This is a genomic window from Streptomyces parvus (assembly GCF_014648875.1).
Lineage (GTDB): Bacteria > Actinomycetota > Actinomycetes > Streptomycetales > Streptomycetaceae > Streptomyces > Streptomyces parvus.
In genome coordinates, this window is record NZ_BMRY01000006.1 from 251,515 (window position 1) to 263,804 (window position 12,290).

The following is a 12,290-nucleotide window of genomic DNA, read 5'->3' on the forward strand; positions in this document are numbered from 1 at the left end:
CGGGGCTCCGCCCGAGGTGTTAACTTAGGCATACCTAAGTCTTCGAACCAGGGAGTACCTCGTGGCAGAGCGGCCGGCCCGGCAGGGACCCAAGGCCCAGGGGGCGCAGGTCGTGCGCACCGAGCAGATCACCCCGCACATGGTGCGGGTGGTCCTCGGCGGCGAGGGGCTTGCGGACTTCTCCCTCTCCGGCTTCACCGACCACTACATCAAGCTGTGCTTCGCGCCCGAGGGCGCGGACTACGCGCACCCGTTCGACATGGCGGCCATCCGGGAGTCCTACCCTCGCGAGCTGTGGCCCACCACCCGTACGTACACGGTGCGTTCGTGGGACCCGGTCGCCCGGGAGATGGCCGTCGACTTCGTCGTGCACGGCGACGAGGGCCTGGCGGGACCGTGGGCCCAGCGGGCGCGCGTGGGTGAGCAGGTGACCTTCCTCGGCCCGGGCGGCGGTTACGGCCCCGACGCCTCGGCGGACTGGCATCTGCTGGTCGGCGACGAGAGCGCGCTGCCCGCGATCGCGGCGGCGCTGGAGCAGATGCCCGTGGGCGCGCTGGTGCACGCCTTCGTCGAGGTGCCGGACGCCTCGGAGGAGCAGAAGATCGTGACGCCCGACGGGGTGGCCGTGACCTGGCTGCACCGCGGCGACCGGCCCGTCGGCGAGCTGCTGACGGCCGCCGTGAAGGGGCTGGACTTCCCCGAGGGCGAGGTCCAGGCGTTCGTGCACGGGGAGGCGGGCTTCGTGAAGGAGATCCGCCGCTATCTCCGCGTGGAACGGCAGATCCCGCTGCCGCAGCTGTCGATCTCGGGCTACTGGCGCCTCGGCCAGAACGACGACGCCTGGCGCGCGGTGAAGCGCGAGTGGAACGAGCAGGTGGAACGCGAGCAGGAGAGCGGCACGCAGGCCGCGTAGCGGCTGCTTGCCGGGTCGCCCGGGGCGCCTGACCCGTCGGGGGCGTCCGGGTCGCCTGACCGCCGGGGTCCCCGGCCGGGGCCGCCTGGCGCCCTCACCGCGGGCCGGCCCGACCGCAGGCGCGCAGCCCGGCTGCCGAACTTCTCGGCCGCCGGGTCGCCTCGGGTCTGCGGCTGCCTGACCGCGAGCTCACCTGGCTGCCCGACGAGCAGACCCCGGACCCCGTCCGCCGCACATCGCGGCGGGCGGGGTCCGTTCGATCGAGAGGCGCGACCGGGCGCCCGACGGGCCCGGGCTTCAGTCGCCCGCAGGGCCCACCTCCCCGCCGCCGGAGCCCCCCGAGCCCCCCCCAGCCTCCCGGCTCGACCGGCTCGACCGGCTCGACCGGCCCGGACAGGTACTCCGGCGACTCGAAGCGCAGGTACGACACATCGACGGGCGCCAGCCTCCGCAACGCGCCGAACATCGCCTCGCCGAGGACGGTCCCCACCACCACGCTCTCGGCCAGGTCCTCGCGCGCCACCCACCGCTGTGCGTAGTCGAGGTCGGCGCGGGCGACCGGCTCGGCTGCATCCGCGTAGACGTCCAGCAGGTCGATGTAGCCGCCGTGCCCGGCCCTGTGCAGCGCGCACAGGCCCCCCGCCGGCGATTCGGCGGCGGAGCCCCGCGCATCGGCCTGCCGGCCACGCCGGCGCAGCAGTTCGGCCACCTCCCTCCGGGCGTCCTCCAGTTCGGGCCCCGCCGTCTCCCCGCCGGTCGGCGTGACGCGGTCCGCCGCGGCCCCGAGCACCTTGTGCACCGGCCGCCCGGGATCGTCCATGGCCCGCAGGACCTCGCCGATGGCGGCGAGCGAGAGGCCGCCGACGTACCGGACGGCGGCCCGCCCATGCCCCTGACCGGCTGGTCGACGACCGGCGGCGATCTGCGGGCCCCGCACTTCGTGGGGATGCACGCGCTCCAGCTGATACCGCTCCTCCTGATCGCTCTGGTGCTGCTCGCACCCCGCTTCGCTCCGCTGCGCGACGCCGGGGTGCGGCTGTGCCTCCTCCGGGTCGCCGTCGGTGGTTACGCGGCGCTCGTCGCGCTCATCACCTGGCAGGCGCTCCGGGGCCGGCCGCCGTGTACACCGTCCTGGCGGTCCCGGTCTTCCCGGAGCTCTGGACGGCGGTGAGCAGCCCGGACATCGACACCTTCCGCGATCTGGCGGCGCCGGCCGGCGGAGCGGGAGCCCTCTGGGCGCAGGTGATCGCCTGGGATCTCCTGCTCGGCCGGTGGATGTTCCTCCAGAGCCGGAAGCTGGGGCTCTCGCCGCTGCTGATGGGCCCGCTGCTGGTGCTGACGATCCTGCCGGCGCCGTTCGGGCTGCTGCTCTTCCTCGCCGTCCGCGCCGTCCGTCTGCGGGGTCGGGGACCGGTCCCCGGCTGAGTCGCGCGTCCTCCCGGGGCCCGGTCTGGAAAGATCGCGGACACCCGACCAATCCGCACGGGCACCGGCTCCGAATCATTTCCGGAACCTACGATCCCCCGGAAGGAAACCCGCGTGAAGGAAGCCGTACACATCAGTGGGGTGCCCTCGCCAGGTCCCGATCTCCAGGAGCTTCTGGTGCGGGTCGCGCGGGGCGACCAGGACGCGTTCGCCTCGGTGTACGACGCGGTGAGCGGGCCTGTGCTCGGCCTGGTGCGCAGCGTTCTGCGCGACCCGGCCCAGTCGGAGGAGGTGGCGCAGGAGGTGCTGGTGGAGGTGTGGCGCACCGCGCCCCGCTTCCAGGCCTCCCGGGGCAGCGCGATGAACTGGGTGCTGACCCTGGCCCACCACCGGGCCGTGGACCGGGTCCGCTCCGCCGAGGCCGCCGCCGCCCGGGAGCACAAGGCGGCGCTGCTGGAGCGGACACCCGCCTTCGACGAGGTGTCCGAACAGGTCGAGACCCGCCTGGAGAGAGAACAGGTACGGCGCTGTATGCGCACCCTGTCCGAGCTGCAACGGGAGTCGGTGACCCTCGCCTACTACCGGGGCCTGACCTACCGTGAGGTCTCCGAACTCCTCTCCGTGCCGCTCGGCACCATCAAGACACGACTCCGCGACGGCCTCATCCGGCTGCGCGACTGCCTGGGGGTGAGCGCATGAGCACGGCCGAACTGCACACGCTGACCGGGGCCTACGCCCTGCATGCGCTGCCGGAGTCCGAACAGCGGGCGTTCGAACAGCATCTGGAGGACTGCGAGGCCTGCGCCCAGGAGGTGCGGGAGCTGTCGGCCACCGCCGCCCGGCTCGGTCTTGCCGTCGCCGAGACCCCGCCGCGCGAGCTGCGCGAGAGGGTGCTGCGGGAGATCACGACCGTACGCCAGGAGGCTCCGGCGCACGGCAGGCGGGAGCGGACCGGCGGCCGGGGCCGCACCGGACGGTGGTACGCCTACGCGCTCGCCGCCTGCGTCGCGGCAGCCGCCGCGTTCGGCGGGGTCGCGGTCTGGCAGAACCAGCTGGCGCAGGACGCGCGGCAGGAGGCGAACCAGGCGCAGCGGCAGAACGAGCAGTTGGCGCAGGTGCTCTCCGCCCCGGACGCGAGGACCTCGTCGGGCGAGCTGACGGGTGGGGCTCGCGGCACCGTCGTCGTCTCGCAGAGCCAGAACCGCGCGGTGTTCCTCGCCTCCGGCATGGCACCGCCGCCGAGCGGCAAGGTCTACCAGATCTGGTTCAACGACGAGGGCACCATGCGCTCGGCCGGTCTGATGGACCCGAAGGCGAGCGACGACGCGGTCCTGCTGGACGGGCCCGTGGACCGGGCGTCCGGGATGGGCATCACGGTCGAGCCCTCCGGCGGCTCCGCCGAACCGACCTCGGATCCGGTGGCGCTGATGGACTTCCCGACCGCCTGACGTCCCACCCCCGAGTACCGCAAGGGAGCCGCTGTTCCATGAGTAGTGTCGCGGTGGTGCTGTTCACCTCCGACCTGCGTCTGCACGACAATCCGGTGCTGCGTGCCGCCCTGGGGGACGCGGACGAGGTCGTCCCGCTGTTCGTGCGGGACGACGCCGTCCACCGGGCCGGGTTCGACGCGCCGAACCGGCTGGCGTTCCTCGCGGACTGTCTGGCGGATCTGGATGCCGGACTCCGTGACCGCGACGGCAGACTGATCGTGCGGCGGGGCGAGATCGCCCGCGAGGTGAAACGGGTCGTCGAGCAGACCGGGGCCAACTCCGTGCACATCGCCGCCGGGGTCAGCGGGTACGCGGCACAGCGCGAGGAGCGCGTCCGGGAGGCCCTCGCGGGCACCGGCTGCGCTCTGCGCGTCCATGACGCGGTGGTCACCGCGCTCGCTCCGGGCCGGGTGGTCCCGACGGGCGGCAAGGACCACTTCGCGGTGTTCACCCCGTACTTCCGCCGTTGGGAGGCGGAGGGAGTACGGGGCACACTGGCCGCTCCCCGCACGGTCCGGGTGCCCGACGGCGTGTCCGGCGACGCGCTCCCGGACCGGGACACGATCAAGAACCTCTCCCCCGGCCTCGCGCGCGGCGGCGAGGAGGCGGGCCGCAAGCTGGTGACGTCCTGGCTGCACGGCCCCATGGCCGGCTACGAGGACGGCCACGACGATCTGGCCGGCGACGCGACGTCCCGGCTCTCCCCGCATCTGCACTTCGGTACGGTCTCCGCCGCCGAACTGGCCAACCGGGCACGGGAGAAGGGCGGCCCCGGCGGCGAGGCCTTCGTGCGGCAGCTGGCCTGGCGCGACTTCCACCACCAGGTCCTCGCCGCCCGGCCCGACGCCTCCTGGTCCGACTACCGGCCGCGCCACGACCGGTGGCGCTCCGACGAGGACGAGATCGAGGCCTGGAAGTCCGGGCGCACGGGCTATCCGCTGGTGGACGCGGCGATGCGGCAGCTCGCGCACGAGGGCTGGATGCACAACCGGGGCCGGATGCTGGCCGCGAGCTTCCTCACGAAGACCCTGTACGTGGACTGGCGGGTGGGCGCACGGCACTTCCTGGACCTGCTGGTCGACGGGGACGTGGCGAACAACCAGCTCAACTGGCAGTGGGTGGCGGGCACCGGCACCGACACCCGCCCCAACCGGGTCCTGAACCCGGTGATCCAGGGCAAGCGCTTCGACCCGGACGGCGCTTACGTACGGCGGTGGGTGCCGGAGCTGGCCGAGGTGGAGGGGCCCGCGATCCACGAACCCTGGAAGCTGGAGGGCCTGGACCGGGCGGGCGTCGACTATCCCGACCCGGTGGTGGACCTGGCCGAGGCACGGTCCCGCTTCGAACGCGCGCGCGGCCTGGACTGACCGTACGACCACCCGGAAGGGGCCTGTTCCGCAGCCGCGCGGAACAGGCCCCTTCCGGTGTCTCACGCCCGGCGCGGCGGCCGCGGGAAGAAGCCGCTCGTCCGGGCCCGGTACTCGGCGAACCCGGGCCGGTCGGCCATATGACGCTCCAGCAGGGCCGCGCCGCTGCCCTTGGTCAGCAGGAAGCTCATCACCAGCGGGGCGACGACGGTCGCGGCAGCGGCGGCCGGCGCCTGGCAGACGAAGACGAAGAGGCCCCACCAGACGCAGAAGTCGCCGAAGTAGTTCGGATGGCGGGTCCAGGACCACAGCCCCCGGTCCATGATCTTCCCCTTGTTGGCGGGGTCGGCCTTGAACCGGGCGAGCTGGGCGTCACCGATCGCCTCGAAGGCCAGCCCGACCGCCCACAGCAGCACCCCCGCCCAGGCCCACCAGGCGAGCGGCGCGGTGAGGTACTGCGCGGCCTGCACCGGGAGCGAGACGAGCCAGACCAGCGCGCCCTGGAGCAGATACACCTTGCGCAGGGCGTACAGCTGGGGGTTGCCGGGGGCCTTGGCCAGCATCTTCTCGTAACGCGGGTCCTCGCCGTGGCCCCTCCCGCGCCGCCCGATGTGGATCGCGAGGCGCAGCCCCCAGATCACGGTCAGCGCGGTGACGAGCAGTCGGCGGCCGTCGTCGCCCTCGCCCGCCGAGAGGGCGTAGGAGACCAGGGCGACGACGGCGAACCCGAGCCCCCAGGCGATGTCGACGATCCGGTGCACCCCCTTGTTCAGGGCGACGGCGAAGGTGACGAGCATGACGCCGAGGGCGGCGACGGCCGCGCCCGCGAGCCCGCTCGCGAACGCGTCCCAGGCGAAGCCGCTCATCGCTGCCCCGCGGGACCGGCCGGTGCGTACCAGTCGCGCCGGGTGGCGGGCATCGCGGCGGAGCCGACCGGGTCGGGCCGTACGGACAGGATCTGGTCGACGCCCATCCGCCGCTCCTCGAACGCGAGCGCGCCGCCGACGAGATAGAGCCGCCACACCCGCGCGGTCTCCTCCCCCACCATGGCGACGAACTCGGCCCAGCGCTCCTCCAGGGTGCGCCGCCAGGCCTCCACCGTCCACACGTAGTGCTCGCGCAGGGATTCGACGTCGCGGACCTCCAGCCCCGAGCCCTCCAGCAGGGCGACGGTCTCGCCGAGCGGCCGCATGTGCATGTCGGGGGCGATGTAGGACTCGATGAACGCGCCGCCGCCAGGAGCGGTCGTACCGCGTGACATCTGCTGGACCATGGCCCGGCCCTGCGGCCGGAGGGCGTCGTGCAGGATCCGGGTGAACGCCGGATACTCGGCGTCCCCGACGTGTTCGCCCATCTCGATGGTGGAGACGGCGTCGTACGCGCCCCGGGTCCCGGACCGGTCCGCGATGTCCCGGTAGTCGATGTTCAGCACCTCGACGAGCTCGCCGAGCCCACGGCTTTCGACCTGCTGCCGTACGTACGCGGCCTGTTCGGCGGCGAGAGTGACGGCGGTGACGCGGACACCGTGGTGCTCGGCCGCGTACAGGGTCAGCGAACCCCAGCCGCAGCCGATGTCCAGCAGCCGTGCGCCGGGCCGCAGTCCGAGCTTGCGGCAGATCAGCTCCAGCTTGTCGCGCTGGGCGTCGGCCGGGCCGTAGCCGGGTGCGTCGCTGGTCCAGTAGCCGCAGGAGTACGCCATCGTGTCGTCGAGGAGCAGGGCGTAGAAGGCGTTGGACAGGTCGTAGTGGTGGCTGATCGCCGCCCGGTCGCGGGCCTTGCTGTGCAGTTCCCCGCGCAGTCCCGCGCGGGCGGCGGGCACCGGCGGCCGGGGGCCGACCGCGCCGAGGCGCAGGGCGAGGCCGGCCGCCTTGACGCGGTCGGCGAGGGCGGGCGCGGGAGCGGTGAGGCCGCGTTCGCGGACGGCGCGGCGCATGGCGCGCAGCCCGTCGGCGAGGTCGGCGTCGAGGTCGATGTCACCGGTGATGTAGGCCTCGGCGAGGCCGAGTTCGCCCGGCTCCCACAGCAGGCGGCGCAGCGCTCTGCGGGTCCGCACATGGACGGTGGGGGCGTCCCGCGGTCCGGTCTCGCTGCCGTCCCACATCCGTACCCGGACCGGCAGTCCGCCGCCGAGGAACCGCTCGATCAGCGGTTCGACGCGCTGGGCGGCCCCGGTCGGGGTGCGCCGGGCGGGCGGCCTGGTGGCGGAGGTGGTCACGCGGTCTCCTCACGGGTCAGCAGCAGTTGCTGCACATCGAGATAGCCGGAGCGGAAGCCCGCTTCGGAGTAGGCGAGGTAGAAGGTCCACATCCGGCGGAAGACGGCGTCGAAGCCGAGGGCGTCGACCTCGGCGGTCCGCTCGGTGAACCGCTCGCGCCACAGCCGGAGCGTCTCGGCGTAGTGCGCGCCGAACCGGATGCGCTGGGTGGTGCGCAGCCGGGTGTGGCCGGTGGTGATCCGCTCGACGGCCTCGGTGGAGGGCAGCAGTCCACCGGGGAAGATGTACTTGTGGATCCACGTGTACGTGGAGCGGCTGGCGCGCAGCCGGTCGTCGGGCATGGTGATGGCCTGGAGAGCGATCCGGCCGCCGGGGGCGAGCAGCCGGTCCAGGGTCTGGAAGTAGACCGGCCAGAACTCCTCGCCGACCGCCTCGATCATCTCGACGCTGACGATCGCGTCGTAGTCGCCGGTGACCTGGCGGTAGTCGCTCAGCCGTACCTCGACGCGGTCCTCGAACCCGGCTTCGCGGATGCGGGCCCGGGCCAGTTCGCGCTGTTCGGCGGAGAGGGTGACGGTGGTGACCCGGGCGCCGCGGGCGGCCGCGCGGATGGCCAGTTCGCCCCAGCCGGTGCCGATCTCCAGCAGCCGGGTGCCGTCGGTGACCCCGGCGGCGTCGAGCAGCCGGTCGATCTTGCGGTGCTGGGCGGCGGGCAGCAGGTCGTGTGCGGCGGGGAAGCCGCGGAAGACGGCGGAGGAGTAGGAGAGCGTCTCGTCGAGGAAGAGGGCGAACAGATCGTTGGACAGGTCGTAGTGGTGGCTGATGTTGTCCCGGGAGCCCTCGGGGGTGTTCATCTGCGCGGCGGGCCTGCGCAGATGCCAGATGCCGCGCAGGCGTTGCAGGGAGCGGGGGACGAGGTCGGCGGCGTTGTCGGCGAGGACGGTCAGCACGGCGACGAGGTCGGGCGCGTCCCACTCGCCGGCCATGTAGGACTCGCCGAAGCCGATGAGTCCGCTCGCCCCGATCCGCCGGAAGAAGGCGTCGGGGTCGCGGATGTCCATGAGCGGCCCGCCGAGGCCGATGTCGCCTCGGCCCGCGAGCCGGGCGCGCAGGGGGAGCCGGCCGAGCGCGCGGCGGACGATGCGTTCGGCGACGGCGGTCCGGGCGCGGGAGACCCGGGGCAGGGTGACGATGTCGGGCCAGCGTTCCGGGTCGGTCCCGGGGGTGTGCTCTGCCGGCAGCGCCGAAGTGGGAGCGGTCACTGCATGCCTTCCTGTGTGCGGTGCGGGGGACGGGGTTGCACGGGGAGCCCGCGCAGGTAGAGCCGGATGCCGTGCAGGCGGATCGCGGCGGAAACGAGGACGGTGGAGAGAGGGTGGCGCAGGGCGAGACGCACCAGCTCGCGGGGGGTGGCCGGTCTGCGCCTGCCGTGTACGGTCGCGGTGAACGGGCGGCCCCCCTCGCGCTCCAGGTGGACGCTCAGGTCGAGCCGGGACCCGGGTTCGGGCAGCCGCATCCGGTAGCCGCCGTCCACGGGGAAGAACGGCGAGACGTAGAACTCCTTGCCGGTCACGGCACGGTCATTCCCGTCGGGACGCAGGAGATAGCCGTGCCGTCCGCCGTACGTGTTGTGCACCTCGGCGACGACGCAGAGGGGACTGCCGTCGGCGCGGTGGCACCAGTAGACGGTGATCGGGTTGAAGACGTACCCGAACACCCGGGCCTGGGTGAGCATGGTGACGGTGCCGTCGCCCAGCTCCACGCCCCGGGCCCGCAGGAAGCGTTCGAGCCCGGCCCGGATGGTGGGGGCGGTGCCGCCGAAGTGGTCGCGGGCATCGAACCGGGCCAGCGGGCGCAGGGCGCGCGGCAGCCGGGGCGGCCGGTCGGGGTCGATCAGCCACAGGTAGGTCCGGTGCCGGAGCGCGTACTTCGTCGGCCGGTTCCGTACGTGCGTGATCGTGCACGGGTAGAGGGCGCTCACCACCTCACCCCCAGGGCGGCGGCGGCCTCGACCCCCGAACGGCAACCGTCCTCGTGGAAGCCCCAGCCGTGGTACGCCCCCGCGTAGGCGGTGACGGGACCGGACAGGGTGTGCAGCCGGGCCTGGGCCGCGACCGACTCCGGGGTGTAGACGGGGTGCTCGTAGACCATGCGGGCGCGGACGGTGTCCGGGTCGACCCGGTCGGCGCCGTTCAGCGTGACGACGAAGGTGTCCGGGGCGTCCAGACGCTGGAGCCGGTTCATGTCGTAGCTGACGGTGACCCGGTCGGCGTCGGCGGCGCACGAGGGCATCAGGTAGTTCCAGGAGGCCCTGGCTCCTCGGGCGCGGGGAAGCAGCGTGGTGTCCGTGTGCAGCAGGGTCGGGTTGCGGGAGTACCGGAACGCGCCGAGCGTGCTGCGCTCGGCGTCGGTCGGGTCGGCGAGCATCCGCAGCGCCTGGTCGGGGTGGGTGGCGATGACGACGGAGTCGTACGAGGTGGTCGTGCCGTCCTCGGTGGTCACGTCGACGCCGTCCGCGTGCCGGGTGACGGCGCGGACCGGGGTGGCGGTGCGCACGGCGGCGAGCTGCTTGACGACAAGGTCGACGTAAGCGCGCGAGCCGCCGGTGACGGTGCGCCAGACCGGGGAGCCGCTGACGGTGAGCATGCCGTGGTGGTCGAGGAACCGGAAGAGGTAGCGGGCCGGGTAGCGCAGGGCGGTGACCGGGTCGCAGGACCAGACGGCGGAGACCATGGGCGTCAGGAAGTGGGCGTGGAAGTACGGCGAGAAGCGTCCGCGCCGGGCGAACTCCCCCAGCGTCATCCCGCTCTCCCCGCTCGCCCCGTTCTCCGGGAGCGCGAGCAGGGCCCGGGCGGCACGGTGGAAGCGCGGCACCTCGGCGAGCATCCGCAGATAGGGGCCGCGCACGGCGGAGCGCGGCTGCGCGAAGAGCCCGGCGGGCCCACGGGCTCCGGCGTACTCCAGACCGCACCCCTCGCACCGTACGGACATCGACATCTCGGCCTCCTGGGTGGCGACGCCCAGTTCGTCGAAGAGCCGCAGCAGGTGGGGGTAGGTCCGCCGGTTGTGCACGATGAACCCGGAGTCGACACGGTGGACCCGGCCGTCGGACGCGCCCAGCTCGTGGGTGTGGGCGTGGCCGCCGACGCGGTCGTCCGCTTCGTACAGCGTCACCTCATGAGCGTCGCGGAGAACGTGGGCCGCGGTCAGTCCCGCCACTCCCGCTCCCACCACGGCCGTACGCCGCCGTTCCCCTGCCATTCCGGCTCCCTCCGGTCCTACCGCCTGGTCGGAGCGCTGCTGGAGCGCCCCTCAACCGGCATTCGTGGCCGGCGGCCGAGCGGATTGGTCGATCACCGGATCTGCTCCGAACGAGTGAATGAAGACCTGGCGACCAATCCGCCGGCCGCCCCGCGCCGAACCCCCTGTGTCAGAACAGACAGCTCTCCGCACGACACTTCCGATCCAGGAGAACGCCATGAACACGCTCCTCTTCCGCCGCGCAGCCGTCGCCGTGTCCGCAGCAGCCGTGCTGCCGCTGGCGCTGACCGCCTGCTCGTCGGACGACTCCTCCAAGGACTCGGCAGCCGGCTCCACACCCAGCGCGTCCGCGCCGGCGAGCCCCTCGGCCGACGACTCGGCGACCATGAACGAGCCGTTCGGCCCGGCCTGTTCGTCGGTGCCGAAGGAAGGCGCGGGCTCGTTCGACGGCATGGCGAAGGACCCGGTCGCGACGGCCGCCTCGAACAACGAGGAGCTGTCGACGCTGGTGGCCGCAGTGAAGCAGGCCGGCCTGGTCGACACGCTCAACAACGCCGAGAACATCACGGTGTTCGCCCCGACGAACGACGCCTTCGCGAAGATCCCGAAGGCCGACCTGGACGCGCTGCTGGCGAACAAGGCCGAGCTCACCAAGGTCCTCACCTACCACGTGGTGGGCGAGAAGCTGACGCCGCAGCAGCTGGAGAAGGGGTCCTTCGACACCCTGGAGAAGAGCAAGCTGACGACGGCCGGCTCGGGCACCGAGTACACCGTGAACGACGACTCGAAGGTCGTCTGCGGCAACGTCCCGACCGCCAACGCGACGGTCTACATCGTCGACACGGTCCTGATGCCCCCGAAGTAGTCCCCACCGATTCCCCCATCGACGAGGGGCGGGCAGCCGCGGTGCACGCGGCTGCCCGCCCCTCGTCGTACCCGGGAAAAACCGCGCCCGAAATGTACACATAAGCGCTGGATAAGCGCACTATGGAGGTATGGGTGCCTGCCGCACCCCTCCGCACAGCGGCAGGGCCCGCAGGACCGAAGGAGACGAAAACTCATGAGCAACGTCTCACACGCGAGGAGTGACTTGTCGGGCCACCCCGACGCCTCCGAAATGCGTGCACGGTACGACCGCGTGATGGGCGGCCGCGATGTGGCGCTGGTGGACGCGCCGGTCTTCCTCGTCGGCCTCTACTGCGCCGTCTCCCCGTGGGTGCTCCACTTCACGGCGAGCCAGCCGGCCCTGGTCACGCACAACCTCGTGATGGGTATCGCCATCGCGGTGCTGGCTCTCGGCTTCACCGTGATGCCCGAGCGCATGTACGGCCTGAGCTGGGCGATGTGCGCCATCGGGGCGTGGATCATCGTGTCGACCTGGGTGGTGGGCAGCAGCCCGGACGCCGGAATCGTGATCAACAACATCATCGTCGGCGGACTGACGGTACTGCTGGGCATGGTCTGCGCAGGAGCAGCGGCCAGAACCCGCAGCGCGTGACGGACGAGCGCGACGCGCGACCCCTACGCCCCCGCTCCTCACCTCGGCCTGGGGCTCTCAGCCCCTCCGGCGCTTGAGGAGCGGGGTCCGGGGCAGCGCCCCACCTTCCAGCCCCTCCGGC

The 12,290-nt window shown here is 72.7% G+C and carries 12 protein-coding genes and 2 pseudogenes; 8 read left to right on the forward strand and 6 right to left on the reverse strand.

Features of this window, described 5'->3' with window-relative positions; genetic code table 11:
* Positions 1–61: 61 nt before the first annotated feature.
* A complete protein-coding gene (locus IE140_RS20390) occupies positions 62–913 on the forward strand; it encodes a siderophore-interacting protein (RefSeq protein WP_150197743.1) in 852 nt (283 codons plus the stop codon).
* Positions 914–1,007: 94 nt separating this feature from the next.
* On the opposite strand, the gene IE140_RS36625 is transcribed toward IE140_RS20390, so the two are convergent.
* Positions 1,008–1,850, reverse strand: coding sequence for a MerR family transcriptional regulator (locus IE140_RS36625; RefSeq protein WP_373296180.1), 843 nt, complete (start codon positions 1,848–1,850; stop codon positions 1,008–1,010).
* Here IE140_RS36625 and IE140_RS36075 point away from each other — a divergent pair.
* The 5 genes and pseudogenes from IE140_RS36075 to IE140_RS20415 form a co-directional block, all read left to right on the forward strand.
* Positions 1,734–2,042 (forward strand): annotated as a pseudogene (locus IE140_RS36075) (hypothetical protein); the annotation flags it as partial. The gene IE140_RS36625 and the pseudogene IE140_RS36075 overlap by 117 nt on opposite strands.
* Positions 2,030–2,338 (forward strand): annotated as a pseudogene (locus IE140_RS20400) (abscisic acid-deficient protein Aba4 family protein); the annotation flags it as partial. The pseudogenes IE140_RS36075 and IE140_RS20400, both read left to right, overlap by 13 nt.
* A 114-nt stretch (positions 2,339–2,452) precedes the next feature.
* On the forward strand, positions 2,453–3,037 hold the full coding sequence (locus IE140_RS20405; protein ID WP_030712278.1) for a sigma-70 family RNA polymerase sigma factor: 585 nt from the start codon (positions 2,453–2,455) through the stop codon (positions 3,035–3,037).
* Positions 3,034–3,786 (forward strand): anti-sigma factor, encoded by a 753-nt coding sequence (locus tag IE140_RS20410; protein WP_109177982.1) that lies wholly within the window; start codon positions 3,034–3,036, stop codon positions 3,784–3,786. The genes IE140_RS20405 and IE140_RS20410 overlap by 4 nt, the downstream gene beginning before the upstream one ends.
* Before the next feature lie 38 nt (positions 3,787–3,824).
* Entirely contained in the window at positions 3,825–5,195 is a 1,371-nt protein-coding gene (locus tag IE140_RS20415) for a cryptochrome/photolyase family protein (RefSeq protein WP_150195125.1), read from the forward strand.
* A 62-nt stretch (positions 5,196–5,257) separates the two neighbouring features.
* Here IE140_RS20415 and IE140_RS20420 read toward each other — a convergent pair whose 3' ends face one another.
* The 5 genes from IE140_RS20420 to IE140_RS20440 are packed head-to-tail and all read right to left on the reverse strand — an operon-like array spanning position 5,258 to position 10,671.
* Positions 5,258–6,061, reverse strand: a complete 804-nt coding sequence (locus tag IE140_RS20420; RefSeq protein WP_150195127.1) for a DUF1295 domain-containing protein — start codon at positions 6,059–6,061, stop codon at positions 5,258–5,260.
* The gene (locus IE140_RS20425; protein WP_150195129.1) at positions 6,058–7,410 is read right to left on the reverse strand and encodes a class I SAM-dependent methyltransferase; all 1,353 of its coding nucleotides are present in this window, start codon (positions 7,408–7,410) and stop codon (positions 6,058–6,060) included. The genes IE140_RS20420 and IE140_RS20425 overlap by 4 nt, the downstream gene beginning before the upstream one ends.
* Positions 7,407–8,672 (reverse strand): SAM-dependent methyltransferase, encoded by a 1,266-nt coding sequence (locus IE140_RS20430; protein WP_150195131.1) that lies wholly within the window; start codon positions 8,670–8,672, stop codon positions 7,407–7,409. The genes IE140_RS20425 and IE140_RS20430 overlap by 4 nt, the downstream gene beginning before the upstream one ends.
* Positions 8,669–9,394 carry a DUF1365 domain-containing protein gene (locus tag IE140_RS20435; RefSeq protein ID WP_109177985.1) on the reverse strand — a complete coding sequence of 242 codons (726 nt, stop codon included), beginning with the start codon at positions 9,392–9,394 and terminating at the stop codon, positions 8,669–8,671. The genes IE140_RS20430 and IE140_RS20435 overlap by 4 nt, the downstream gene beginning before the upstream one ends.
* Positions 9,388–10,671: an NAD(P)/FAD-dependent oxidoreductase gene (locus IE140_RS20440; protein WP_150195133.1), complete on the reverse strand. Its 1,284-nt coding sequence runs from the start codon at positions 10,669–10,671 to the stop codon at positions 9,388–9,390. The genes IE140_RS20435 and IE140_RS20440 overlap by 7 nt, the downstream gene beginning before the upstream one ends.
* 217 nt (positions 10,672–10,888) lie before the next feature.
* Between IE140_RS20440 and IE140_RS20445 the strand changes: the two genes are divergently transcribed.
* Complete coding sequence (locus IE140_RS20445; protein ID WP_100562186.1) at positions 10,889–11,536, forward strand: fasciclin domain-containing protein; 648 nt, start codon at positions 10,889–10,891, stop codon at positions 11,534–11,536.
* A 195-nt stretch (positions 11,537–11,731) separates the two neighbouring features.
* Positions 11,732–12,169, forward strand: coding sequence for an SPW repeat protein (locus IE140_RS20450; protein WP_150198894.1), 438 nt, complete (start codon positions 11,732–11,734; stop codon positions 12,167–12,169).
* Positions 12,170–12,290 lie beyond the last annotated feature (121 nt).

Coding starts and splice junctions, on each gene's coding strand:
- IE140_RS20420 (WP_150195127.1), bottom strand. CDS start 6,061: ATGAGCGGCTTCGCCTGGGACGCGTTCGCGAGCGGGCTCGCGGGCGCG.
- IE140_RS20415 (WP_150195125.1), top strand. CDS start 3,825: ATGAGTAGTGTCGCGGTGGTGCTGTTCACCTCCGACCTGCGTCTGCAC.
- IE140_RS20445 (WP_100562186.1), top strand. CDS start 10,889: ATGAACACGCTCCTCTTCCGCCGCGCAGCCGTCGCCGTGTCCGCAGCA.
- IE140_RS20410 (WP_109177982.1), top strand. CDS start 3,034: ATGAGCACGGCCGAACTGCACACGCTGACCGGGGCCTACGCCCTGCAT.
- IE140_RS20440 (WP_150195133.1), bottom strand. CDS start 10,671: ATGGCAGGGGAACGGCGGCGTACGGCCGTGGTGGGAGCGGGAGTGGCG.
- IE140_RS20450 (WP_150198894.1), top strand. CDS start 11,732: ATGAGCAACGTCTCACACGCGAGGAGTGACTTGTCGGGCCACCCCGAC.